This is a genomic window from Solwaraspora sp. WMMD406 (assembly GCF_029626025.1).
Classification (GTDB): Bacteria; Actinomycetota; Actinomycetes; order Mycobacteriales; family Micromonosporaceae; genus Micromonospora_E.
Window position 1 is genome coordinate 3,261,233 of the sequence record NZ_JARUBF010000001.1, and the last position, 24,792, is coordinate 3,286,024.

At 71.7% G+C, this 24,792-nt stretch carries 16 protein-coding genes and 3 pseudogenes; 16 read left to right on the top strand and 3 right to left on the bottom strand.

The window, feature by feature from the left end; translation table 11 throughout:
* Positions 1-45: 45 nt before the first annotated feature.
* The 7 genes and pseudogenes from mbhE to leuS form a co-directional block, all read left to right on the top strand.
* Positions 46-2,814 (top strand): annotated as a pseudogene (gene mbhE, locus O7632_RS14635) (hydrogen gas-evolving membrane-bound hydrogenase subunit E); the annotation flags it as partial.
* Between the two features lie 170 nt (positions 2,815-2,984).
* Positions 2,985-3,248: pseudogene (locus O7632_RS32235) on the top strand (NADH-quinone oxidoreductase subunit K); the annotation flags it as partial.
* Between the two features lie 230 nt (positions 3,249-3,478).
* Positions 3,479-5,131, top strand: a complete 1,653-nt coding sequence (locus tag O7632_RS14645; protein ID WP_278114839.1) for a proton-conducting transporter membrane subunit — start codon at positions 3,479-3,481, stop codon at positions 5,129-5,131.
* On the top strand, positions 5,128-5,619 hold the full coding sequence (locus tag O7632_RS14650) for a Na+/H+ antiporter subunit E (RefSeq protein ID WP_278114840.1): 492 nt from the start codon (positions 5,128-5,130) through the stop codon (positions 5,617-5,619). Before O7632_RS14645 ends, O7632_RS14650 begins: the two co-directional genes overlap by 4 nt.
* A complete protein-coding gene (locus O7632_RS14655) occupies positions 5,616-5,873 on the top strand; it encodes a monovalent cation/H+ antiporter complex subunit F (protein ID WP_278114842.1) in 258 nt (85 codons plus the stop codon). The genes O7632_RS14650 and O7632_RS14655 overlap by 4 nt, the downstream gene beginning before the upstream one ends.
* Positions 5,870-6,244, top strand: a complete 375-nt coding sequence (mnhG, locus tag O7632_RS14660; RefSeq protein WP_278114844.1) for a monovalent cation/H(+) antiporter subunit G — start codon at positions 5,870-5,872, stop codon at positions 6,242-6,244. The genes O7632_RS14655 and mnhG overlap by 4 nt, the downstream gene beginning before the upstream one ends.
* Positions 6,245-6,469: 225 nt before the next feature.
* Positions 6,470-9,313, top strand: a complete 2,844-nt coding sequence (gene leuS / locus O7632_RS14665) for a leucine--tRNA ligase (RefSeq protein ID WP_278114847.1) — start codon at positions 6,470-6,472, stop codon at positions 9,311-9,313.
* A 73-nt stretch (positions 9,314-9,386) separates the two neighbouring features.
* Here the strand turns inward: leuS and O7632_RS14670 are convergent, their stop codons facing one another.
* The 3 genes from O7632_RS14670 to O7632_RS14680 are packed head-to-tail and all read right to left on the bottom strand — an operon-like array spanning position 9,387 to position 12,098.
* Positions 9,387-10,142 carry a VTT domain-containing protein gene (locus O7632_RS14670; RefSeq protein WP_278114849.1) on the bottom strand — a complete coding sequence of 252 codons (756 nt, stop codon included), beginning with the start codon at positions 10,140-10,142 and terminating at the stop codon, positions 9,387-9,389.
* Positions 10,139-10,852 carry a glutamine amidotransferase gene (locus O7632_RS14675; protein ID WP_278120049.1) on the bottom strand — a complete coding sequence of 238 codons (714 nt, stop codon included), beginning with the start codon at positions 10,850-10,852 and terminating at the stop codon, positions 10,139-10,141. Before O7632_RS14675 ends, O7632_RS14670 begins: the two co-directional genes overlap by 4 nt.
* 25 nt (positions 10,853-10,877) lie before the next feature.
* The gene (locus tag O7632_RS14680) at positions 10,878-12,098 is read right to left on the bottom strand and encodes a MurT ligase domain-containing protein (RefSeq protein WP_278120051.1); all 1,221 of its coding nucleotides are present in this window, start codon (positions 12,096-12,098) and stop codon (positions 10,878-10,880) included.
* 489 nt (positions 12,099-12,587) lie between these two features.
* On the opposite strand from O7632_RS14680, the gene mraZ reads away from it, so the two are divergent.
* The 9 genes and pseudogenes from mraZ to murG all read left to right on the top strand — a co-directional run bounded on the left by mraZ (position 12,588) and on the right by murG (position 24,776).
* Positions 12,588-13,019 carry a division/cell wall cluster transcriptional repressor MraZ gene (gene mraZ / locus O7632_RS14685; RefSeq protein WP_278114850.1) on the top strand — a complete coding sequence of 144 codons (432 nt, stop codon included), beginning with the start codon at positions 12,588-12,590 and terminating at the stop codon, positions 13,017-13,019.
* A gap of 264 nt (positions 13,020-13,283) precedes the next feature.
* Positions 13,284-14,429, top strand: a complete 1,146-nt coding sequence (gene rsmH / locus O7632_RS14690; protein WP_278114852.1) for a 16S rRNA (cytosine(1402)-N(4))-methyltransferase RsmH — start codon at positions 13,284-13,286, stop codon at positions 14,427-14,429.
* On the top strand, positions 14,426-14,992 hold the full coding sequence (locus tag O7632_RS14695) for a hypothetical protein (protein ID WP_278114854.1): 567 nt from the start codon (positions 14,426-14,428) through the stop codon (positions 14,990-14,992). Before rsmH ends, O7632_RS14695 begins: the two co-directional genes overlap by 4 nt.
* 6 nt (positions 14,993-14,998) lie before the next feature.
* Positions 14,999-17,419: a penicillin-binding transpeptidase domain-containing protein gene (locus O7632_RS14700; RefSeq protein WP_278114856.1), complete on the top strand. Its 2,421-nt coding sequence runs from the start codon at positions 14,999-15,001 to the stop codon at positions 17,417-17,419.
* A gap of 120 nt (positions 17,420-17,539) precedes the next feature.
* Complete coding sequence (locus tag O7632_RS14705) at positions 17,540-19,072, top strand: UDP-N-acetylmuramoyl-L-alanyl-D-glutamate--2,6-diaminopimelate ligase (protein WP_278114858.1); 1,533 nt, start codon at positions 17,540-17,542, stop codon at positions 19,070-19,072.
* The gene (murF, locus tag O7632_RS14710; protein ID WP_278114860.1) at positions 19,069-20,550 is read left to right on the top strand and encodes a UDP-N-acetylmuramoyl-tripeptide--D-alanyl-D-alanine ligase; all 1,482 of its coding nucleotides are present in this window, start codon (positions 19,069-19,071) and stop codon (positions 20,548-20,550) included. Before O7632_RS14705 ends, murF begins: the two co-directional genes overlap by 4 nt.
* Positions 20,547-21,671: a phospho-N-acetylmuramoyl-pentapeptide-transferase gene (gene mraY, locus O7632_RS14715; RefSeq protein WP_278114862.1), complete on the top strand. Its 1,125-nt coding sequence runs from the start codon at positions 20,547-20,549 to the stop codon at positions 21,669-21,671. Before murF ends, mraY begins: the two co-directional genes overlap by 4 nt.
* A gap of 163 nt (positions 21,672-21,834) precedes the next feature.
* Positions 21,835-23,274, top strand: a pseudogene (locus O7632_RS14720) (putative peptidoglycan glycosyltransferase FtsW); the annotation flags it as partial.
* A 395-nt stretch (positions 23,275-23,669) separates the two neighbouring features.
* A complete protein-coding gene (murG, locus tag O7632_RS14725; protein WP_278114864.1) occupies positions 23,670-24,776 on the top strand; it encodes an undecaprenyldiphospho-muramoylpentapeptide beta-N-acetylglucosaminyltransferase in 1,107 nt (368 codons plus the stop codon).
* The last annotated feature ends 16 nt before the right edge of the window (positions 24,777-24,792 follow it).

Here is a 24,792-nt window from a genome sequence, read left to right on the forward strand (position 1 = left end):
GGTCGCCGGGCAAGGGCGGCGAGTCGGCGGAGGTGTCCGTTGACGATGCTCGCGGTGCTGGTCATGCTGACCGGGCTCGCCGCGACCGTACCGTTGCTCACCCGCCTGCTCGGCCGCGACGCCGGATACCCGCTCGCCGCCGGCTACCTCGCCGGCTGCGCGTTGCTCGCGTCCCGCCTGCCCATGGTGCTCGACGGTGGGACGATCGCCGTCTCCGCCCGCTGGCTGCCCGACCTCGACATCGCCTTCGCGTTGCGGATGGACGGGCTGGCGATGGTCTTCGGACTGCTCGTCCTCGGCGTCGGCGCCCTCATCATGGGCTACTGTCCGCGCTACCTGACCCCGGACAGCCGGTGGACCGGCCTCTACACGCTGCTGACCCTGTTCACCGCCGCCATGCTCGGGCTGATCTTCGCGGCTGACCTGCTGCTGCTGTTCCTCTTCTGGGAACTGACCACCGTCTGCTCGTTCTTCCTGATCGGCCTGGCCAGCCCGGCGGCCGCTCGACCCGCGACCCGGGCACTGTTGGTCACCGCCGGTGGTGGGCTGGCGCTGCTCGCCGCGGTGGTGGTGCTGATCGTCACCCAGGGCACCAGCGATCTGACCACCATCCTGGCGTACCCGCAGCGGTTGCTGTCGTCACCGGCGGCGTGGGTCGTCGGCGCCCTGCTGATCGTCGCCGCGTTCACCAAGTCCGCACAGTTCCCGTTTCATTTCTGGTTGCCCAGCGCGATGGTGGCGATCACCCCGGTCAGCGCCTATCTGCACGCGGCGACCATGGTGAAAGCCGGAATCTACCTGCTGATCCGCTTCTCGCCGGTGTACGCCGCAGAAGTCGCGTGGACCGTCGTACTGGTCCTCGGCGGCCTGGGCACCGCGCTGCTCGGCGCGTTTCTCGCCCTGCGTCAGCACGACCTCAAGGCGTTGCTGGCGTATTCGACGGTGAGCCAACTCGGCCTGTTGGTGGCGGTGATCGGTGTCGGAACACCGGCCGCGCTCGCCGCCGCCATCCTGCACACGGTCGCCCACGCGTTGTTCAAGGCAACCCTGTTCATGCTGGTCGGCATCATCGACCGGGAAGCCGGCAGCCGCGACATCAGGGAACTGTCGGGGCTCCGCCGAGTGATGCCGGTGACGGCGACCCTGACCAGCCTGGCCGCGATGTCCATGGCCGGCCTGCCGCCGCTGCTCGGATTCGTCAGCAAGGAAGCCATCTTTGAAGCGTTGATCAAAACCGGGATCGATCCGTGGCTGACTCCGACCGCCGAGATCCTGGCGGTGTCGGCGTCGGTGCTCACCTTCGCCTACGGAGCCAGAATCGTCCACCAAACCTTCGCCGGCCCCACCCGCCAGCCTGACCTGTACGAGCCGGCCTGGTCGTTTCTCGCCCCAGCGGCGGTCGCGGCGCTGCTCAGCGTGGTGCTCGGACCGGCCGCCGCCCTACTCGGCCCGCTGATCGACCAGGCCACCGAGGACGCCCGGCCGGGCGGCGAAGCACCCTACGTGGCGTTCTGGCATGGCTTCACGCCAGGGCTGTGGCTCTCCGTGCTGACCGTGACCCTCGGTCTGCTGCTCTTCATCGCCCGGGACCGGGTGGAGCGGGTGGTGCAAAGCGTTCGACTCGCCCCGCCCGGAGCCCAGCTGTTCGACCATGGCTACGCCGGCCTGCTCCGGATCGGCCGGCTGGTGGGTGAGCCGTCCCGGTACAGCTCACCCGCCGCGCATCTGTTCCGGCCGGTGCTGGCCCTCGTGCTGCTCGGTGCCGTGGGAGTCCACGGTCTCGCCGCACTGCCGGCGTGGCCGGCCGGTCGTACCGGTACGGGAGACTGGCCGGTTCTGGTGCTGTTGGCCGTCGCGCTCGGCGGCATCGTGCTGGTGCGCTCCGCGCTGGCCGCGATCGGGCTGCTGGGACTGGTCGGTCTGCTGGTGGCGACGTGGTTCCTCCTCGCCGGCGCGCCGGACGTGGCGTTGACCCTGATGCTGGTGGAGGTGCTGACCGCCGTCGTCGGCATGCTGGTGCTGCGCCGGCTCCCGGCCCGGCTGCCCGGTGCCCGGTTCCAGCCGGTCAGCGCCTTCGCCGGTGCCCTGGCGATCGGCGCGGGGGTGGTCGCCGCCGCCGCGACCATCGGCCTCACCGGCCGGCGGGAACTCTCCGTCGCCGGTGACTACTTCCTGCGCAACGCGGAGCCGGCCACCGGCGGCAGCAACGTGGTCAACGTGATCCTGGTCGACTTCCGGGCCCTGGACACCCTGGGCGAAGCGGCAGTGCTGACCGCGGTGGCGCTCGGGCTGGTCGGCCTGTTCCGGGTGGGCGGTGACCGGACCGGGCCCGACCGGGGCAGGCCGGGTGGTGCCGGTGCCCATGCCGGCGCCAGCGAGGTGGTCGCGTCGTCGCGACCGTCGCGGTCGGGCGCGATCCCGCCGGACCTCGTACTGTGGTTCGCGCACCGGCTGCTCGCCCCGGTCATGCTGATCGTCTCGGCGTACCTGTTCCTGCGCGGACACGACGAACCCGGCGGTGGATTCATCGCCGCGCTGGTCGCCGGGATCGCGATGGGTCTGGGGCAACTCGCCGCGGCCGGCGCCCGTCTGCCGCTGCTCGGCCGGCTGCGGCCCCGGGTGCCGATCGCCGCGGGTCTGCTGCTCTGCCTGGCGGTCGGCCTGCAGCCGATCGCGGCCGGCGCGCCGATGCTGACCCCTCAGTACTCCCCGAACCTGTGGCTCTTCGGGTTCAGCCTCACTCCGGTGACGATCTTCGACGTGGGGGTGTATCTGATGGTGCTAGGGCTGATCGCCGCCGCCATGAGCCGACTCGGCGCCGTCGACATCGTCCCGGCCGACGACGGTGCCGTCCCGGCCGGCGATGACGCTGCGGCGGCTGATCACGGTGCAACGGCGGCTGATGACGGTGCTGCGGCGGCTGATGACGGTGCCGCAGCGGCCGGCAGCGGTGCCCGGCCGGCTGCGGGGGAGGTGCCCGGCCGATGATCGTGGCACTGATGATCGGCCTGCTCACCGCTGCCGGGGTGTATCTGATCCTGCACCGTGGACTGATCCGGGTGATCATCGGATTCGTTCTGCTCGGACACGCGGTCAACATCCTGCTGATCGCCGCCGGCGGCCTCCATCGACGGGAAGCCCCGTTCGGCGAGTCGGACCTGAGCGAGGCCGCCGATCCGCTGCCACAGGCCTTCGCGCTGACCGCGATCGTGATCACTTTTGGCATCACCATCTATCTGTTGGGCCTGGCCCTCGCCCACCGGCCCGATCCGTACTGCCCGGACCTGGAGCTGGGTGAACCCGGCCCGGACGCCGACGGTCGGCCCACCGATCGCGGTTCCGGTCCGGAGCCGGTGCTGACGGCACCGGACGTGACCGCCGACGATCCCGCCGACTCGGCGGCCGACGACGTCCGCCGCGCTCGCCCGGCCGACGACGTCCGCCGCGCTCGCCCGGCCGACGGCGCGGAGCGCGCGTCATGAACTCCACCCTGCTGGTGCTGCCGATCGCGCTGCCGCTGGTGCTGGCGGGACTGTTGCTGGCGGCGCCGTACCGGCTGGTGGTGCACCGGGTCGCCGGCATCGCCACCAGCGCCGTGATCGGGGGGTACGCGGTGGTGCTGGTCATCGCGACCAGCGACGGCACGGTGTTCGCCGAACGGATCGGCGACTGGCCGGCCGGTATCGCCATCACCCTGGCGGCGGACACCTTCAGCGCGCTGATGATCGCGGTGACCGCAGCAGTAAGCCTGACCTACGGGGTGTTCGCCAGCGGCTCGGGTGACGACCGCCGTCCGTACCTGGTGCCGCTGTCGCTGACGATGTCCGCTGGCGCGTACGGTGCGTACCTCGCCGCCGACCTGTTCAACCTCTTCGTCATGGTCGAGGTCATGCTGGTGCCGTCGTACGTGCTGTTGACGACCGGCGGCGGCCGGCGGCGGATCGTCGCGGGCCGGGTGTACGTCACCGTGAACCTCCTGGCGTCGACGATCTTCCTGGCCGGTGTCGGCCTGATCTACGCCGTCGCCGGCACCGTCAGCCTCGCCGAACTGGCCGGTGCCGCCGCCGGTTCATCGGCCGGTTCTCCCGCCGGTTCTTCCGCCGTGGCCCTGGCCGGTGCTGTCGTGTTGCTTGCCCTCGCCATCAAGTCAGCGCTGGTGCCGTTGCACAGTTGGCTACCGCGTAGCTACCCGTATGCGCCGCCAGCGGTGACCGCCCTCTTCTCCGGCATCCTCACCAAGGTCGGGGTGTACGCGATCGTCCGGATCGTCGCCGTCATGTACGACGGGGCGACCGACTACGGCTGGCTGATCGGGGCGGTCGCCGTGGTCACCATGGTGGTCGGCGTGCTCGGGGCGCTCGGTGAGTCGTCGATCCGATCGGTGCTGGCGTTCCACATGGTCAGCCAGGTCGGCTACGTCCTGATCGGGCTGGCTTTGTTCAGTCCCGCCGCGCTGACCGCTGCCGTTTTCTTCCTGGTGCAGTACATCCTGGTCAAGTCCGCGTTGTTCCTCTGCGCCGGAGCGGTGGTGGTCGGCTACGGTACGGACCGACTGGACCGACTGGGTGGACTGGCCTGGCCGCACCGGTTGCTCGGGTTGGCGTTCGCCACCGCCGGGCTGTCGCTGGCGGGCATGCCACCCTTCTCCGGCTTCGTCGGCAAGTTCCTGATCCTGCGAGCGGCAACGGAGCAGGGCAGCTATCTGATCATGGTGGTGGCACTGGTGGTGAGCCTGGGCACCTTGATATCCATGATCAAGGTCTGGGATCTGGCGTTCTGGGGCGAGCCGCCCGATGAGCTACCGGAATCGGGCCGGCCGGCCCACGGCCACGCGGCGGAGTCGAGCCAGCGGGGTCCGGACGCCGAGCCAGGTGCCGATGCCGAGCCGGGTGCCGATGCCGAGCCGGGTCCGGACGCCGAGCCGGCCGCGTCGGCTACCGGGGTCGCGGTCGTCGCCCCGGCCCGTACGGCGGCCCGCGTCGGCCTGCGTCTGACCGTGCCCGCGCTGGCGCTCGCCGGGCTCAGCCTGCTGCTCGGCCCGGCCGCCCAACCGCTGCTCGACCTCGCCACCACCGCCGCCGACGGGCTGGTCGACACCAGCCGGTACGTCGAGGCGGTGACCCGTCGATGACTCGCCTGCCGTACCGCTCCGGAACGGGCCCGACCCGGCGGCGATGGCGGAGCTTGCCGCGCCGGGTGGTGTGGCGGTCCGGACGGGTGCTGCGCTTCCTCGGCTACTTCACGGCCCGGTTGGTGATCGCCAATCTGGTCGTCGCCCGGGAGATCGTGACTCCGGGCAGCGGGTTGTCTCCGGGAATCGTCGAGTTCCCGCTGCGTACCCGGACCCGCAGCGAGGTCGTGCTGATGGCGCTCGCGGTCGGTCTGACCCCCGGTACGTTGACCGTCGCGATTCGCGAGGAGCCGCCGACCCTGTACGTGCACGGCATGCATGCCGAGGACCCGGCCCGTTTCCGTGCCGAACTCAGCCGTCTCCAGGAATGGATGCTGCCGGCGTTGCGGCCGGTGGCCGATGATGCCGATCCGGCGGCGGGTGCCGATGATGCCGATCCGGCGGCGGGCGCGGCCGAGCCCGGCCCTGCGTGGGAGGGTCCCCGATGAGCCCGCTCGATCTGGTACTCGGCGTGCTGGCCCTGGCCATGCTCGCGGCGATCGTCCGCTTGATCATCGGACCGACCGACGCGGACCGGGCCGCCGCCGTCGACTTCGGATTCTTCGTGTTCATCGCGGCGGTCGCGGTGCTCGCCGCGCGGCTGCGGACCGCCGCGTTGCTCGACATCGTGCTCACCGCCACCCTGGTCGGGTTCCTGGCCACGGTAGCGCTCGCCCGGCTCGTGGAACGGAGAAGTCGTTGACCGGATGGGACCTGCTCGCCGGCGCGTTTCTCGGCACCGGCACCCTGCTGATCGCGATCACCGCGCTCGGGATGCTGCGGCTACCCGACATCTACAACCGGATGAACGCCGTCGCGAAGGCGGCCAGCCTGGGCCTGATCATGATCTTGCTCGGCGTACTCGTGCTGATCCCCAGTCCGCGTACCGCCGTGGTCATCGTCCTGGCCATCCTGCTGCAGATGATCACCGCTCCGGTCGGCGGGTACGCGTTGGCCAGGGCCGCGTACCGATCCGGCACGCCGATGGCGCCGGAGAGCCGGTTCGACGCCCTGGCCACCGGTACGCCCCCCGATGCGGTGGAGAGTCGGCCCGGCTCGTCGCCGCCACCCTGAGGGCGGTGGGCGGAACATCGGTTGCGGCGGGGGGTACACTACCGGCATGGCCGGCGCCTTCCTGCTCCTTCCCCGGCCGTGCTGATCCGCTAGCGAGCGATCCGACCGAGCCGATCTCCGGCTATCGATCCTCGGGCGGCAGCACGGCGACCCCCTCCTGCGTGAGGGGTTTTTTCATGCCCACGAACGACAGCCCACGACCAGACCTTGAGGTGGCGACCGACGATGAGCGAGGCAGTCGAGACGACCGCGGCGGACACCCCTCCGTTCCGGTACACCGCTGCGATGGCCAGTGAGATCGAACGCCGGTGGCAGCGGCGCTGGGACCAGGACGGTACGTTCCACGCGCCCAACCCGGCCGGTCCGCTGGCCGATCCGACACACCCCCGGGCCGACGCCGAGAAGCTCTTCCTGCTGGACATGTTTCCCTACCCCTCCGGGGCCGGGCTGCACGTCGGTCACCCGCTGGGCTTCATCGGCACCGACTGCTACGGCCGCTACCAGCGGATGGCCGGCCGCAACGTGCTGCACGCCATGGGCTTCGACGCGTTCGGCCTGCCCGCCGAGCAGTACGCGGTGCAGACCGGCCAGCACCCACGGACCACCACCGAGGCCAACATCGAGCGGTACCGGGCCCAGCTGCGCATGCTGGGCCTGGCCCACGACGACCGCCGGTCGGTGGCCACCACGGACGTCGAGTTCTACCGCTGGACCCAGTGGATCTTCCTGCAGATCTTCAATTCCTGGTACGACCCGGCGGCCGGCAAGGCCCGACCGGTCGCCGAACTGATCGCCGAGTACGAATCCGGCACGCGGTCCACCCCCGACGGTCGGGCCTGGGCCGAGCTGGACTCCCGGCAGCGCCGCGAACTGGTCGACGGTCACCGGCTGGCCTACATCTCCGAGGCACCGGTCAACTGGTGCCCCGGCCTGGGCACCGTGCTGGCCAACGAGGAGATCACCGCCGACGGCCGTTCGGAGCGGGGCAACTTCCCGGTCTTCAAACGCAACCTGCGGCAGTGGAAGATGCGGATCACCGCGTACGCCGACCGGCTGCTGGACGACCTGGACCTGCTGGAGTGGCCGGAGCCGATCAAGCTGATGCAGCGCAACTGGATCGGCCGCTCCACCGGCGCGCACATCACCTTCCCGACCGCCGCCGCGCCGATCGAGGTCTTCACCACCCGCCCGGACACCGTGTTCGGTGCCACCTACATGGTGCTGGCACCCGAACACACGCTGGTCGACGATCTGGTGCCGGCGGCCTGGCCGACGGACACCCGACCGGCCTGGACCGGCGGGTACCCCACCCCCCGGGAAGCCGTCGAGGCCTACCGCAAGCAGGCGGCCAGCCGCACCGACGCCGACCGGCAGGCCGAGGGGCGGGACAAGACCGGCGTTTTCGTCGGCGCGTACGCCACCAACCCGGTCAACGGTAACCAGCTGCCGGTCTTCATCGCCGACTACGTACTGGCCGGCTACGGCACCGGGGCGATCATGGCGGTGCCCGGCCAGGACGAGCGGGACTGGGACTTCGCCGAGGTCTTCGACCTGCCGATCGTACGGACGGTGGCGCCGCCGGAGGACTTCACCGGTAAGGCGTACACCGGTGACGGCCCGGCGATCAACAGCGAGTTCCTGGACGGCCTGCCGATCGGCGCGGCGAAGGCCCGGATCATCGACTGGCTGGAAGCGGGCGGCCACGGTCGGGGCGCGGTCACCTACCGGCTGCGGGACTGGCTGTTCAGCCGGCAACGCTACTGGGGCGAGCCGTTCCCGATCGTCTACGACGAAACCGGGCTGCCGATCGCGCTGCCGGAGCAGATGCTGCCGCTGGAACTGCCCGAGGTCGACGACTTCTCGCCCCGTACCTTCGACCCCGACGACGCCGACTCCGACCCGGAGACCCCGCTGTCGCGGGCCGGCGAGTGGGCCGAGGTGGAACTGGATCTGACCGGGGTGCCGGGTGCGCCGACCGGCCGGCGCCGCTACCGGCGGGAGACCAACACGATGCCGCAGTGGGCCGGTTCCTGCTGGTACGAGATGCGCTACGCCGACCCGACCAACCACGACACCTTCGTCGACCCGGCCAACGAGCGGTACTGGATGGGAGCGGCGTCGGCGACCGACTGCGGCGGTGTCGACCTGTACGTCGGCGGTGTCGAGCACGCCGTGCTGCACCTGCTGTACGCCCGGTTCTGGCACAAGGTGCTGTTCGACCTGGGGCACGTGTCCAGCGTCGAACCGTTCCGCCGGCTGTTCAACCAGGGCTACATCCAGGCGTACGCGTACACCGACCCGCGCGGTGCCTACGTCGACGCGGCTCAGGTCGTCGAGCGCGACGGCGGCTGGTTCCACGGCGACGTCGCGGTCGACCGCGAGTACGGCAAGATGGGCAAGAGCCTGCGTAACGTGGTCACCCCGGACGAGATGTGCGAGGCGTACGGCGCGGACACCTTCCGGGTGTACGAGATGTCGATGGGTCCGCTGGAGGTGTCCCGCCCGTGGGAGACCCGGGCGGTGGTCGGCTCCTACCGGTTCCTGCAGCGGGTCTGGCGGGCGCTGGTCGACGAGCAGACCGGGGCCTCTCGGGTGACCGACGACCCGGCGGACGAACCCCTGCGCCGGCTGACCCACCGGGTGATCGACGGGGTCCGCCGCGACATGGACGACCTGCGGTTCAACACCGCGATCGCCAAGCTGATCGAGCTGACCAACGCACTGACCCGGCTGCCGGCGACGCCCCGCGAGGTGGCCGAGCCGCTGGTGCTGATGCTTGCGCCGTTCGCCCCGCACGTCGCCGAGGAGCTCTGGCAGCGGCTGGGACACTCCGGTTCACTGACGTACGTCGACTTCCCGGTGGCCGATCCGGCGCTGCTTCGGGCCGCGTCGGTGACCTACCCGGTGCAGGTGGCGGGCAAGGTCCGGGGGCGGGTGGAGGTGCCGGCCGAGGTCGCCGAGGAGGAGGTACGGGCGGCCGCGCTGGCCGCCGTCGCCGAGCACCTGGGTGGCCGTACGCCACGCAAGGTGATCGTGGTCCCGGGCCGGATGGTCAGCGTGGTGCCCTGAGCGGCGTCGCCACGTCAACCCGTGCCGGTCGACGTCGCGGCGGCCGTGATGGCGTCGACTCGATCCGGCCCGGTCACGTCGGCGAGGTGACCTCGCCGTCTCGTACCCGGGCGGCGGCGGCACTGGCGCGCACCGCCCGGCGCCAGCGAAGCAGCAGCACGACGGTGGCCGCCGCACCCAACCCGGCCGGCGCGGCGGCCAGCCAGTTGACCTCGCCGGGGGCGACCACCGCCGCGCCGAGCACCGCGTAGCCGACGGCGGTCGGCGCCGAGGCGAGCACACTGCCGATCAGGAACGGGGTCAGCCGGACCCCGGTGGTGCCGTAGCCGAGGCTGACCATTCCGAAGCCGCTGACCGGCAACAGCCGGACCGTCACCACACCCAGCACGCTCTGGGTGGTGAACCACCGGTCGAGCTGGGCCAGCCGCAGCCGGACCCGCCCGGTCCGGCCGGCGAGGCCACCCGCTGGTGCCGCCGAGGTACGGCTGGCGACGTATTCCCTCCCCAGCCACCGGCCGACGCCGAAGCCGATCAGCGCCGCCAGCGTCGCCGCGGCGAGGCTGTAGCCGGCGCCGGCCACCGGGCCGAACAGCGCGCCCCAGGTCAACGTGATGAAGGTGCGGGGCACCAGCACGGTCAGCAGCAGCGCGCCGACCAGTACGGCCAGCACCGGTGCGGCCATGCCGAGCCGGTCCGGTAGACCGGACAGGGCCGCCAGATCGGGCCGGGGGACCAGCAGCACCAGCAGACCGCAGCCGGCGATGAGCGCGAGCAGGGCCGCGAACCGGACCACCGCCGGTTCGCGCAGCGCCTGCCGCAGCCGCCTCATGAACGGATCGCGGCCGCCCGTTCGGCCCGCAGCCGGTCGGCCCACATGTCGTTGAGCGGCGGCAGGCTGCCGGCCCCGATCGCCCAGCGCAGCAGCAGATCGGCCAGTGCCGGGTTGCGGGCCAGCGCCGGACCGTGCGCGTACGTACCGAGGATGTTGCCCCGCCAGGCGCCTTCGCTGGCACCGTCGTTGCCGACGCCGGTGGTGACTCTGGCCAACGGCGACACCCCGTTGCCGAGATGGGTGCGCCCGCCGTGGTTTTCGAATCCGCTCAGCGGTGGCAGCCCCAGCCGGGGGTCGATGTCACCGGCGAGTTCGCCGACCGCGCGGCTGGGCCCCCGGTCGGAGTGCAGGTCGAGCAGGTCCAGGCCGGCGCACTGGGTGCCCTTGGCGAAGAAGGACCGGCCCAGGAGCTGGTAGCCGGCGCAGACGGCGAAGATGACCGAGCCCTGACTGACCGCGCGGTGCAGGCCGCCGTCGGCCGCCAACCGTTGGGCGGCGAGCGCCTGCGGGCCGTCCTCGCCGCCACCGACGAGATAGATGTCGGCCGACTGCGGCACCGGCTGGTCGGAGCGGATCTCGGTCAGCTCCACCGGGATTCCCCGCTGCTGCGCCCGCCGGGCGAGGATCAGCAGGTTGCCCCGGTCGCCGTAGGTGGAGAGCAGGTCGGGGTAGAGCCAGACCAGCCGTAGCACGCTGGGGCCGCCGATCGACGGGCCGATGGCCGGGAACGACTCAGTTGACACGGTCCAGCTCCGCTCGAATGTCCTGGAAGGCGGTGTAGTTGGCGATGACCTCCAGCCGGCCCGGCGGCACCGACGCGATCGCCGCGTTGAGCGTGGGCACGTGCAGGAACGGTACGTCGTTGACCTCCAGCCGGACCGCCAGGTCGTACGCCCGGTCACCGGTGATGAGGACCTGCCGGCCGCGCAGCGGCGCGAAGTCCACGTCGAACAGCCAGGAGGTGTCCAGCCCGTCGGGGTCGCGGGCGTTGATGGACAGCAGCGTCGGGGCGTGTTCGGCCATGTCGAACGCTTCCAACCAGCTCGCCGGGTTCTTGGCCAGCAGCAGCCGGATGGTGCGTCCGCTGCGGACGACCTGGGCGTAGCGTCCGGCGACCGAGGTGACGGTGGCCAGCCGGGAGACCGCGTCGACCGGCCGTACGCCGAACTCCGCCGCCAGCGCCAGGGCGGTGGCGGCGTTGCCGATGTTGACCTGTCCCGGCAGCTGGAGCACGACCTTGTGCCAGGCGCCGGTGGGATCGATCACGCCGTCCTCGTCGACCACCCACTGCGGGTCGGGTCGGCGCAGCGGACATCCGGCGCACCACCACTGGTGGTCGGCGCGGGCGATCGCCGAGCCGCATTCCGGGCAGACCCACGAGTCGTCGTGCCAGCGCTGCCCGGCGCTGAACCAGACGACCGAGCCGGCGGTGGCGGCCGCCCAGACGACCATCGGGTCGTCGGCGTTGGCCACCACCTTGATGTGCGGGTGCTCCGCGAGCGCCACCCGCCACAGCTGGGCCATCATCGCCACCTCCTTGGCCCGGTCGAGCTGGTCGCGGGAGAGGTTGAGCAGCGCGACCACCCGGGGGTTGGTGGCGTCCAGCACGTGCGCCAGGTAGTGCTCGTCGACCTCCAGCACCGCGTACGGGGTGGCGCCGGCCTTGGCCAGCGCGGAGGTGTGGCCGGTCGGCATGTTGGCACCGAACGAGTTGGTCGCCACCCGGCCGAGGACGCCGACCGCCGCCGCGGCCAGCCTGGTGGTGGTGGTCTTGCCGTTCGTGCCGGAGACCAGCGCGATCGCCCGGCCGGCGGCGAGGTGGGCCAGCAGCTCGGGGTCGATCTTGAGGCCGATCCAGCCGCCGATCACCGATCCGTCGCCCCGTCCGGCGGCCCGCGACAGCGCCGCGGCGGTGCGGGACACCGAGCTTGCCACCTTTGCCCGCAGGGGCATTTTCGCGTCCGTCACGCGTGCGAGGTTACCGGACCCGACCGGCACCGGATCGGTCCACGCAAGCGTTGCCGGTGTCCGGCCCGGATGAACAGGTCCGCCGTCGGCGCCGTGGCACGGTCGGCGCTCCACTTCCCTCCACCCGTGGCGGATTCCCTCCACCTTCGGTGATCAGGGTCGTCGTCGCGGCGTCGATCACCGACGGGTAAACCGCATATTTCACGACATAAAGGCCGGAAGCGGCGAGCTTGCCGACGCGTCCTCGATGCGTGTCGGAAAGCGGACCGGCGGCGGGCCCCGTTCGCCCTCCACCTGTCGCCACCCCAATTGACGTGCGGTTTTGCGTCCGACGTCGGCGTGTTTCGGCCGCGATTTTGGTTGCGGGTGGAGGGAAGTGGAGTACAGTGGGGCGCAATGGCGGGGCCGGGAGGGCCCGCCGGCCCCGGGGGATACGGCATCGCGAAATGCCGTTCAAGGGCAAGGGGGTGGGCCGTGTTTCTCGGCACCCATACTCCGCGCCTGGACGAAAAGGGCCGGTTGATCCTTCCCGCCAAGTTCCGCGACGAGCTGGCGGGAGGTGTCGTGATCACCAAAGGGCAGGAGCACTGTCTCTACGTCTTCCCGACCACCGAGTTCCAGCGGATCGCCAACCAGTTGCGCGACCAGCCGATGACGCATAAGGCGGCGCGGGCCTACAGCCGGGTCTTCTTCGCCAGCGCGCACGACGAGGTGCCGGACAAACAGGGACGGGTCACCATCCCGGTCCACCTGCGGGAATACGCCGGTCTCGGCCGGGACCTCGTGGTGATCGGGGCGAGTAGCCGGGTGGAGATCTGGGACAAGCAGGCATGGGAGACCTACCTGTCCGACAGCGAGGGCGACTTCGCGGACATCGAACAGGGGGTGCTGCCCGGCGGACTGTAGGGGCGCGGACAGCCGATCCGTCCCGGCATCGCCGGGAACGCCAGTGGCTCACGCGAAAGACACTGGCCGGCACCGGTCGCCCGACGTATCGCGAGATCTCCAGCCGCTCCCGCTCCTGGCGCCACTTCCCCGGCGCCAGGCGTGTGTTTCCGGCGCCGGCCATCGGCCGGCGGGTGGGGCAGAGCGGATGGGGATCTGGCGGTACGACGAGCGACGACACAGCAACCGGGCGCGAAACGGCAGGCAGGGCCACTGGGGGTCGACATGGGGGAGCTTCGCGGTACACACGTACCGGTGCTGCTCGAGCGGTGTCTCGAGCTGCTCGCCCCCGCGCTCGACCGCGGCGGCCGGCCGACCGTGCACGTCGACGCCACGCTCGGCCTCGGCGGTCACGCCGAGGCGGTGCTGGCGGCGCATCCGGCGACGACCCTGGTCGGCCTGGACCGGGACCAGGAGGCGTTGACGCACGCCCGGGCGCGGCTGGCCCGGTACGTCGACCGCGTACACCTGGTCCATGCCGTCTACGACGACCTTCCGACGGTCCTCGACCAGCTCGGACTCTCCCAGGTAGACAGCGTGCTGTTCGATCTGGGGGTGTCCTCGCTGCAACTCGACGCCCCCGACCGTGGCTTCGCCTATTCGCGCGATGTCGCACTGGACATGCGGATGGATCAGGGCCGGGGGATCACCGCCGAGGAGGTCGTCAACGACCGCCCGCCCGGTGAGCTGGTGCGGATCCTGCGCGAGTACGGCGAGGAGCGGTTCGCCAGCCGGATCGTGGCAGCCATCGTCCGGGAGCGGGAGCGGCGGCGGATCACCTCCTCGGCGCGGCTCGCGGAGCTGGTCGAGTCGGCCATCCCGGCGGCAACCCGACGTACTGGCGGAAATCCCGCGAAAAGAACGTTTCAGGCGTTACGGATCGAGGTAAACCAGGAGCTGGCAGTGCTCCGGAGGGCACTGCCGGTCGCGCTGGACGCGCTGAGCGTCGGCGGACGCCTGGTGGTCCTGTCCTACCACTCGTTGGAGGACCGGATCACCAAGCAGACGCTGGCACCCCGCGCGCGCAGCAGCGCACCGCTGGATCTGCCGGTCGAGCTCCCCGGCACCGGACCGACGTTGCGGCTACTCAGCCGTGGCGCCGAGCCGGCCAGTGAGGCGGAGATCGCCGCCAACCCGCGCGCGGCGTCGGTGCGGTTGCGAGCGGCCGAGCACATCGATCAGACGGCGGCGACCAGCGTCGGTCCCGCCGTACCGGACTCCGGCGGGGCCGCCCGCGAACGGCCCCGCCCGGTCCGGGCGCTACACCAGCCCGGCGCGGCGGCGCCCGGGCCATCCGGACCGGACGGAGGACGCCGGCCACGGCACCCCGTACGGGACCGGGGCAGGGGAGAAGAGGGGGAGGGGAAATGACCATCGACAAGCGCGACCGCCCGGGGCGGGTCGGTCAGCGCGGAACCACAGCAGGCGCACCGCGGTCGGGGGGCCGGACCACGGAGCGACGAGACAATACCGCACGACGCTACGCGACGCAGGGCAGCGCCGCGCTACAGGAGCCGGCGAGCGTCCAGGAACCGGTACGGTTCCGCGACACCGCGACCGAGGAGACCGTACCTCGGCTGCGGGTGGCGCCACCGGCGCCGGTGGCGGTGCCCCGGGCACCGTTCATCGCGATGATCCTGGTGGTCGTCGTCGGTGGGGTGCTCGGTGTCCTGCTGGTCAACACCAAGATCAACGAAAACGCGATCCGGTTGGGCACGCTGCAGCAGGAGCAGTCCCACCTCGACCTCAAGGAGCAGCAGCTCAAGAAGGAGATTGCCCAGCACGAGGCACCCAACAACCTGGCCGCCCAGGCCCGCAAGCTCGGCTTGGTCGAGTCCGGCCCGCCAGCCTTCATCCGGCTGCCGGACGGCCGGGTGATCGGGGTGCCGCAGCCGGCCACCGGCGAGCCGTCGATCACCAGCCCCCAGGGGTAGTCAGCGGTGGCTGATCGTTCCGACCCGCCGCGCCGGGATCCGCAGGGATCCCGGCGCGGCGGCTCCGACGTGCCGGGATCCAGCGCTCGCACGCCGCCGTCCGGCGCTCGCCGGGGTGGCGGCACCGACGGCGGGCGCGACGGCGCGGGGCGCAACGCCTCGGGACGTGACGCCGCAGGACTCGGCGGAATCGCGGACGCCCGGGCGTACACGCCTCGCGGGCGCACCGTCCGTGAGTCGGCCGAGCAGCGGCGGTCCGCGCGGACCGAACGCAGCCGCGATCCGTTCCGGCCGGCGCTGCAGGTGCTCGACGGCGGCCGGTCGGCGGCCGGTCCGACCATCGACCGGCCGACCCCGGGGCGGTCGGCGGACCGGTCCGATGCGGACCGACGCGGCACCGGCCAGGACCGGTCCGGGCGTTCCGGCGGTGTACGCGACGCCGATCCCCGGCCCGGCCGGTCGGGTTCGGGCGGCCGGTCCGATCGGTCCGATCGGATCGATCGGACCGATCGCTCTGGTCGCTCTGGTCGGTCCGCCGGAGGTCCTCGACGGGATCGGTCGGGCACCGGGGACCCGCGCGGTCGGTCCGGCTCCAGCGGACGGCGCCGGGCCACCGACACCGACACCGGTCGCGGCGCGGCGACCCGGCTCGCCCGGCCGCCGGCGCGCCGGCGAAAGGGCCTGCCCCGGCTGGCCGATCCCCGCCGCCGGTTGCGGCTGGGCACCTTTCTGACCCTGACCATGTTCGTGGTCATCGGGATCCGGCTGATCGTGTTGCAGGTCGCCGAGGCACCCGCGTACGCCGACGGCGGGGTCCGCGACCGGGTCAGCGCCCCGGTCGTCGTGCCCGCTCCCCGGGGCAGCATCTACGACCGCAACGAGGCCATCCTGGTGCACAGCGTCGCCGCGCGCTTCGTCTACAGCGACCCGGCCGACGTGGACGATCCCGACGACACGGCGCGCCAGCTTTCCCCGCTGCTCGGGATTCCTCGCTCGACGCTGCTGGAGCGGCTGGTGCCGCAGACCCGGCTGGACGGTCGACCCTCCCGCTTCGAATGGCTCGCCCGAGGCGTCGACGTCGAGGTCGCCGAGCAGGTGATGGCGCTCGGACTGCCGGGCATCGGCGTCGACTACGACGAGCGCCGCGAGGTGCCCGGCAACGATCTGGCGGCCAACCTGCTCGGATTCGTCGGCCAGGACATGAACGGCCTCGAAGGTATCGAGGCCCGCTACGACGAGATCCTGCGCGGCGTCAACGGACAACGCATCTCCGAGACCGGCAACCGGGAACTCGAACTGGCCGAGATTCCTGGCGGCTACCGGCAGGAGACCGAGCCGCAGCCCGGCAGCTCCCTGGTGCTCACCATCGACCGCGACCTGCAGTACGAGGTCCAGCGGATCCTCAGCGGAATGGTCGCGCAGCGCAACGGCTCGGTCGCCGCCGCCGTGGTGCTCGACGTCCGGACCGGGGAGGTGCTGGCGCAGGCCAGCCACCCCACCTACAACGCCGCCGACGCCTGGTCGAGCGATCCGACCGACCGGCAGGACATCGCCACCACCTTCACCGTCGAACCCGGCTCGGTGCACAAGCCGCTGGTGTTCGGCGCCGCGCTGGAGGAGGGGCTGATCGAGCCGGACAGCACCCTCGACCTGGGCCCGACCGTCCGCAAGGGTGACACCACCTTCCGGGACACCCGACCGGTGCCGGCGGGTACACCGACCAGCCTGGCCGGGATGATGGCCTACTCGTCCAACGTCGGCACCATCGCGCTCGCCGACCTGCTCGGCCCGGAGCGGGTGTACGCGTACCAGGAGAAGTTCGGTCTCGGGGCGTCCACAGCGGTCGGCCTGCCGGGTGAGGCCAGCGGCCGGATCCTGCCGGTGGACGAGTGGAGCGCCTCGTCGCACGGATCGGTGCCGCTCGGGCACAGCGTCGACGCCACCGCGCTGCAGCTCGCCGCCGCCTACGGGGCCATCGCCAACGACGGGGTCTACCTGCAGCCCCGGCTGATCCGGGAAGTGGTCGACGCCGACGGCGACCGGACCCCGACCGACGCGCCCACCACCCGGCGGGTACTCAGCGAGGAGAACGCCGCCGCCCTGCGGACGATCATGGAGGCGGTCACCACGATTCCCGACGCCACCGGGACCGCCGCCGCGATCCCCGGCTACCGGGTCGCCGGCAAGACCGGCACCGGCCGGCGGATCGTCGACGGCCGCCCCGTGCCCGGCGAGGTCGCCTCGTTCATCGGCATGGCACCGGCCGACGATCCCCGGTACGTGATCGCGGTGATGGCACACACCCCCGGTGGCGGCGGCGGGGACGTGTCCGCGCCGGCGTTCCGCGACATGATGCGGTTCACCCTCCTGCACTACCGGGTGCCGCCCACCGGCACCGATCCACCCGCGTTCGTGGTACACCCGTGACCACCGTGGGTGACCCGCTGCCGGCCGGACTCACCCGTACGGACGAAACGACCCAGATTGCGGCGCTACCGGTACGCCGCTGCACAATGCTGGCCGCCGGACCGGGTAGGGTCTAGCGCCGTGCCCGGCAATCCGCGTCCTCGAACCAACCGTCCGGTTCCACTCGCCGATCTCGCCGCGACGCTCGCGGTCGAGCCGCCGCCGGACGGCGGTGACACACCGCAGATCAGCGGGATCACCCACGCCAGCGGCGAGGTCCGACCGGGTGACCTGTACGCGGCGTTGCCCGGCGCCCGCCGGCACGGTGCCGAGTTCGTCGCGGCCGCCGCCGAGCAGGGAGCGGTCGCCGTACTGACCGACCCGGCCGGCGCGCCCGCGGCGGCGCGGGCCGGACTGCCCGCCCTGGTGGTGCCCGATCCCCGGGCCGTCCTCGGCCCGCTCGCCGCACGCGTCTACGGCGAGCCCTCCCGCCAGCTGGCCATGATCGGGTTGACCGGCACCGCCGGGAAGACCTCGACCGCGTACCTGGTCGAGTCGGGGTTGTGGGCGGCCGGCCAGGTCACCGGGCTGATCGGCACGGTCGAGACCCGGCTCGGCGACCTGGTCGTCACCAGTGCCCGGACCACGCCGGAGGCGACGGACCTGCACGCCATGCTGGCGGTCGCCCGGGAGCGCGGGGTGCACGGTGTCGTGATGGAGGTGTCCAGCCACGCACTCGCCCTGGACCGGGTGGGCGGGGTGCGGTTCGCGGTCGGCGGCTACACCAACTTCGGCTCCGACCATCTGGACTTCCACCGTGATCCGGCGGACTACTTCGCCGCCAAGGCACGGCTGTTCGACGGCCGGTGTGCGGTGGAGATCCTCAACTTCGACGATCCGGCCCTGGACCCACTGCGCCGGCCCACCACGATCACCTACTCGGCGGCCGGAAACGCGGCCGCGACCTGGCGGGCCACCGCGATCAGCGACGACGGCTACCAGCAGCACTTCATCGTGCTCGGCCCGGACGGCATCTCGATCGAGGCCGGCGTCGGCCTGCCCGGCCGGCACAACGTGGCCAACGCGCTGCTGGCGATCGCGACGCTGGTGGCGGTCGGCGTCGATCCGACGACGGCCGCCGCCGGTGTGGCCGCCTGCCCGGGAGTGCCCGGCCGGCTGGAACGGGTCGACGCACCCGGCCCCGTACTCGGGGTCGTCGACTACGCCCACAAACCGGACGCGATCGTCGCCGCGCTGGCCGCCCTGCGTGGTCTCAGCGGTGCCCGCCGAGGCCGGCTGATCTGCCTGATCGGCGCCGGCGGGGACCGGGACCGGGGCAAACGTCCGACGATGGGAGCGGCCGCCGCCCGAGGCGCCGATCTCGTCATCGTCACCGACGACAATCCGCGTTCGGAGGACCCGGCGGCGATCCGGGCCGAGGTCCGGCGCGGGGCCGACCAGGTGCCGGGGGTGAGCGTGGTGGAGATCGCCGGACGGCGGGCCGCGATCGACGAGGCGGTTCGCCTCGCCGACGCCGGCGATGTGATCGCGGTCCTCGGCAAGGGCCACGAGCAGGGCCAGGAGATCGACGGTGCGACCCAGCCGTTCGACGACCGTACCGAGTTGACCGAGGCGTTGGCCGCCCGGTTCGCCGCCTTGGCGGGTCGCTCGTGATCCCGCTGACGCTGGCCGAGGTGGCCGAGGCGACCGGCGGGCGGCTGCTCGACGCGGATCCGTCGGCGCGGGTGACCGGCGGCGTCGAGTTCGACTCCCGCAAGATCGGACCGGGTGGGCTCTTCGTGGCGTTCCCCGGCGCCCAGGTCGACGGCCACGACTACGCGCAGGCGGCGATCGAGGCCGGGGCGGTCGCGGTGCTGGGCACCCGTCCGGTACGCCGTGGCGACGCGCCGGCACCCACCGCTGACGACGCGACCGGAGTCGGCCCGGCCGGGCTGCCGATGATCGTGGTGTCCGACGCGCTCACCGCGCTGGCCCGGCTCGCCCGTACGGTGTTGGACCGGCTGCCCGACCTGACCGTGATCGGCCTGACCGGCTCGTCCGGCAAAACCACGACCAAGGACCTGATCGCGCAGCTCACGGCCCGGCTGGGCCCGACCGTCGCGCCGGCCGGCTCGTTCAACAACGAGCTCGGTCACCCGTACACCGTGCTGCGGGCCGACGCCGACACCCGGTTTCTGGTGCTGGAGATGGGCGCTCGCGGCATCGGCCACATCCGGCACCTCTGCGAGGTGGCTCCGCCACGGATCGGGCTGGTGATCAACGTAGGGGTGGCGCACATCGGGGAATTCGGCTCGGTCGAGGCGATCGCCACCGCCAAGGGCGAGCTGGTCGAGGCGTTGCCGGCCGACGGCGTCGCGGTGCTCAACGCCGACGATCCACGGGTACGGGCGATGGCCGACCGGACCCGGGCCCGAGTGGTGCTGGCCGGTGAACATCCGCAGGCGTCGGTCCGGGCCGAACAGGTCGCCGTCGACGTACGCGGCCGGGCGACGTACCAGTTGGTGACGCCGCACGGCCGGGCCCCGGTCCAGCTCGCTGTCACCGGACGGCACCAGGTCGGCAACAGTCTGCTGGCGGCGGCGGTGGCGAGCGAGCTCGGTCTCACCGACCCGGTCGAGCTGGCGACCGCGCTCGGCCAGCTGGGGCTGGTGTCGACCCGTCGGATGGACGTCTTCGACCGGCCGGACGGCGTCACCGTGATCGACGATTCCTACAATGCCAATCCGGCGTCCACGGCGGCGGCGCTGCGATCGTTGGCCGATCTCGGTACGGGACGGCGTACCTTCGCGGTCCTCGGCTATCTCGCCGAGCTCGGCGACTTCGAGGAAGAGGGTCACGCCGAGGTCGGTCGGCTCGCCGCCGAACTCGGCGTGCACCGGCTGCTGGTGGTAGGTGAATCAGCCGCGCCGATCCATCGTGCGGCGGCGGCGACAGCGACGTGGGAAGGGGAATCGGTGCTGGTCACCGACCAACAGGCGGCGATCGAACTGCTGCGGCGGGAGTTGACCGACGGCGACGTGGTGCTGGTGAAGGGATCCCGCTACCGGACCTGGGACGTCGCGGACGCGCTGCGTGACGGTACGGCGGTCGGGCCAGCTGCCGGTGCCGGTGCCGGGGAGGCGACGGCGTGAGGGCGGTCATCGTCGCCGCGGCGGTAGCCTTCCTGGTGTCGCTGTTCGGCACCCCGGTGGCGATCAAGGTGTTCACCCGGCTCAAGGCCGGCCAGCCGATCCGGGCCGAGGGCCCGGTGATGCACCAGGGCAAGAAGGGCACTCCGACGATGGGCGGGGTGGTGTTCATCGTCGCCACCGTCATCGCCTACGTCGCCGGGCACCTCGCCCTCACCACGCTGCCGGAGCAGCAGATCGCTCAGATCGGCCCGACCATCACCGCCTTGGTCCTGTTGGGCCTGCTGGTCTTTTCCGGCGCGGTCGGCTTCCTCGACGACTTCCTCAAGGTCCGCAAGCGCAACAGCGCCGGTCTGAACAAGCGTGGCAAGTTGTTGGGCCAGATCCTGGTCGGCGCGGTCTTCGGGATCATCGCCCTCTACTTCCCGTCGACCATGACCGATGCCAGTGGTGGTCCGACCAACGTGGAGACCGTCGGCAGCACCACCCTGTCGTTCATCCGTGACATCGACGCGCTCGACGTGGGTAAGGCCGTGTCGGTGGTCATCTTCATCCTGGTCGTGATGGCCACCACCAATGGGGTCAACCTCACCGACGGACTCGACGGTCTGGCCACCGGGGCGTCGGTGATGGTGCTGGGCGCGTACGCGTTGATCGCGTTCTGGCAGTACCGGCACTGGTGCGCCGACCCCAACTACACCGCTGAATACTGCTACCAGGTGCGCGACCCGCTGGAGATCGCGCTGATCGCAGGTGCCGCGGCCGGCGCGTGCGTCGGCTTTCTGTGGTGGAACACCTCACCGGCGCGCATCTTCATGGGTGACACCGGGGCGCTGGGGCTCGGCGGGCTGATCGCAGGGATGGCGATGGCCACCCGGACGATGCTGCTGTTGCTGATCATCGGCGGGCTGTTCGTGATCATCACCATGTCGGTGGTGATTCAGATCATTTCGTTCCGGACCACCGGCAAACGGGTCTTCCGGATGTCCCCGCTGCAGCACCACTTCGAGCTCGCCGGGTGGAGCGAGGTCAACATCGTGGTCCGGTTCTGGATCATCGCCGGCATCGGCGTGGCGATCGGGCTCGGACTGTTCTACAGCGAGTTCCTCGCGGTGATGGGCTGATCGACCGCTCAGGCTGGCCGACTGCTCGGGGGACCGACCGCACAGGGTGGTCGTCGCGTCGCTGACCCGGCGACCGCCCGACACGCCGGTGCCGCGGATTGCCCGCCGGACGACCGGGCAGCGCCGATGATGGGGCGACGACCCAGGACTGGAGGCCGCCCGGATGAGCGCTGACCAGCCTCGCCCGCCGGTGGCCGGGCGTTCCGGTCCGGATGCCGGGCAGCGACCGCCCGGCAAGCCCGTACCCGGCAAGCCCGTACCCGGTAAAGCCGTCTCCGGTGAGCCCCAAGCCGGTGACGGCGCGCTGCCCGGTTGGCTCGACGTGGTCGGCGGCGTCGCCGCGCTCCGTGGCCTGCTGGCCCGCCCACTCGCCTCCTACTACCTGTTGATCTTCAGTAGCGGGCTGTTGCTGATGATCGGCCTGACCATGGTCTTCTCCGCGACCAGCGTCAAGGCGTACATCACCGAGGGCAGCGCGTTCAGCGTGCTCAGCCGCCAGGCCACCTTCGCGGTGATCGGTCTGATCGCGTTCTGGATCTGCCAGCGGCTGCCCGGTCGGACCTTCCGCGCGCTCGGCGTCGTGGTGCTCGGCACCGCCGTCGCCCTGCTGCTGCTACTCAACGGGCTGCTCCTGCTCGCTTCGCTGGCGGGCTGGCCGGCGGCCCGGATCGGCCCGATCGAAGCGGACCTGCTCTGGCTCTACCTCGGCTCGTTCCAGTTGCAGCCGTCGGAGCTCGCCAAGCTGGGACTGGTGCTCTGGGGTGCCGACGTGATCGCCCGCAAGGGGGCCGAGCTCGGCCAGTGGCGGGAACTGGCCATCCCGTTGTTCCCCGCCGTCGGCCTGCTCTTCCTGCTGGTCGGCTACAACGACCTGGGCACGATGCTGTGCATCCTGGCGCTGGTCGTCGGCCTGCTCTGGGCCGCCGGTGTTCCCATGCGGATCTTCGCCACGCTCGGCGCGGTCGGCCTGGTCGGCATCGGGCTGCTGATCGCCGCCGCGTGGCAAGGGGCGGGATCGGGCACCCAGGACGCACCCAACTACCGGCTGAACCGGCTGACGTCGTTCTTCACCCCGCCTGACCAGTGTCACGTCGACGACTGCTACCAGGCGCTGCAGGCCCGGTACGCGATCGCCAACGGCGGCTGGTTCGGCGAAGGGCTGGGCTCCAGCCGACTGAAGTGGCTCTATCTGCCGCAGGCCGAGGACGACTTCATCTTCGCGATCGTCGCCGAGGAGCTGGGCGTGGTCGGCTGCGCCGTGGTGCTCGCCCTGTTCGCGGTGCTGGCGTACACCGGGTTGCGGATCGCCCGCCGGGTCGACGATCCGTTCCGTCGGTTGGCCGCCGCGGCCGCGACCACCTGGCTGACCAGCCAGGCGGTGATCAACATCGGTGGGGTGGTCGGGCTGCTGCCGATCACCGGCATCCCGCTGCCGTTCATCTCCGCCGGCGGTAGCGCGCTGGTGGTGACCCTGGCCGCGATCGGGATGCTGGCGTCGTTCGCCCGAGCGGAGCCCGACGCGGCCCGGGCGCTCAATGCCCGCCCGCCGGCGCGCTGGGTACGGCTACTCTGGGCCCCGTTGCCGCCTTTACCGCGCCGACGGCATCCGGCCAAGCCCCGGATGACCGGCGGTGACCCACGCCGTGGCACCCCGCCGGGCCGGACCGGCACCCCGCCGGGCCGGGTCGGCACCCAGGCGGGCCGGACCGGCACCCAGGCGGGCCGGACCGGACGGTCGGCGAATCCGGCCGGATCCGCGTACTCGGGTGGTGGGTCGAGGTCGGGTGGTTCGGGGTCGAGGTCGGGTGGTTCGACGACGCCCCGCGCGCCGCGCCGGCGCGATGGGCGTTAACGTACCTCCGCGCGGACGCGACGCCTCGGCCGGCGCCGACGGTATCCAGGGTGCGGGGCATCGATCCCCGGCGTCCGCCGAGTCGAGCGAGAGCCGAGCGAGAGCCGAGCGATAGTCGAGCGATAGTCGAGCGAGAGGAGATGCTGATGGGTCCGCTGCGGTCGGTGGTGCTGGCAGGCGGAGGGACCGGTGGGCACATCTACCCGCTGTTGGCCTTCGCCGACTGCCTGCGCCGGCACGACGCGAGCGTCCGGATCACCTGCCTCGGCACCCCGAAGGGCCTGGAAAACGAGCTGATTCCACCGCAGGGCTACGATCTGCGGCTGATCCCCGCACATCAGCTGCCGCGGTCGGTCAACATGAATCTCGTGCGAACCCCGGACCGGATGTTCAAGGCCGCCCGCGCGGCGGGCAAGGTGCTCGACGAGGTGCGGGCCGACGTCGTGGTGGGTTTCGGCGGGTACGTGTCGGTTCCCGCCTATCTGGCGGCGTGGCGCCGGGAGTTGCCAATCGTGGTACACGAGGTGAACGTGCCGCCCGGGGTGGCCAACCGGATGGGAATGAAGTTCACCAAGCACGTCGCGGTGGGGTTCCCGCACCAGCCGGCCCAGGCCGAGTCGCTGCGCGACGCGCGGGTGGTCGGAGTACCGCTGCGCCGGTCGATCGCCGGGTTGAACCGGGCGGCGGCCCGGGACGCGGCCCGCGCCCACTTCGGGCTGCGGCCGGATCTTCCGACGATCTTCGTCTCCGGCGGTTCGCAGGGTGCCCGGTCGATCAACCTGGCCGTGTCGGGCGCGGCCAAGGAACTGGCCCGGGCCGGGGTGCAGGTCCTGCACGCCATCGGCGCCCGCAACGAGCCGGTGTCGGTGCCCAACGACCTGCCGGTGCCGTACGTGACGCTGCCGTACCTGTCCGAGATGGAACTGGGCTACGCCGCCGCCGATCTGATGGTCTGTCGGGGCGGCGCGATGACCTGTGCCGAGGTGGCCGCGATCGGGCTGCCGGCGGTCTACGTGCCGTACCCGCACAGTAACCAGGAGCAGAAACGCAACGCGTTGCCCGTCGTCGAGGCCGGCGGCGGCCTGCTGGTCGACGACGCCGAGCTCACTCCGGCGTGGATCGAGCAGGTCGTCGTCCCCCTGGCGCGGGACCCGCGGCGGCTGGCCGCGATGGGCGCGGCGGCCTCGGCGTACGGTCGTCGGGACGGTGACGAGGCGCTGCTCGACTTCGTCTACGAGGCGGTGTCCCGATGACCCGCGACGGGAAGGT

Coding starts and splice junctions, on each gene's coding strand:
- O7632_RS14645 (WP_278114839.1), top strand. CDS start 3,479: ATGAACTCCACCCTGCTGGTGCTGCCGATCGCGCTGCCGCTGGTGCTG.
- murG (WP_278114864.1), top strand. CDS start 23,670: ATGGGTCCGCTGCGGTCGGTGGTGCTGGCAGGCGGAGGGACCGGTGGG.
- leuS (WP_278114847.1), top strand. CDS start 6,470: ATGAGCGAGGCAGTCGAGACGACCGCGGCGGACACCCCTCCGTTCCGG.
- O7632_RS14680 (WP_278120051.1), bottom strand. CDS start 12,098: ATGCCCCTGCGGGCAAAGGTGGCAAGCTCGGTGTCCCGCACCGCCGCG.
- O7632_RS14695 (WP_278114854.1), top strand. CDS start 14,426: ATGACCATCGACAAGCGCGACCGCCCGGGGCGGGTCGGTCAGCGCGGA.
- O7632_RS14655 (WP_278114842.1), top strand. CDS start 5,616: ATGAGCCCGCTCGATCTGGTACTCGGCGTGCTGGCCCTGGCCATGCTC.
- rsmH (WP_278114852.1), top strand. CDS start 13,284: ATGGGGGAGCTTCGCGGTACACACGTACCGGTGCTGCTCGAGCGGTGT.
- O7632_RS14670 (WP_278114849.1), bottom strand. CDS start 10,142: ATGAGGCGGCTGCGGCAGGCGCTGCGCGAACCGGCGGTGGTCCGGTTC.
- O7632_RS14650 (WP_278114840.1), top strand. CDS start 5,128: ATGACTCGCCTGCCGTACCGCTCCGGAACGGGCCCGACCCGGCGGCGA.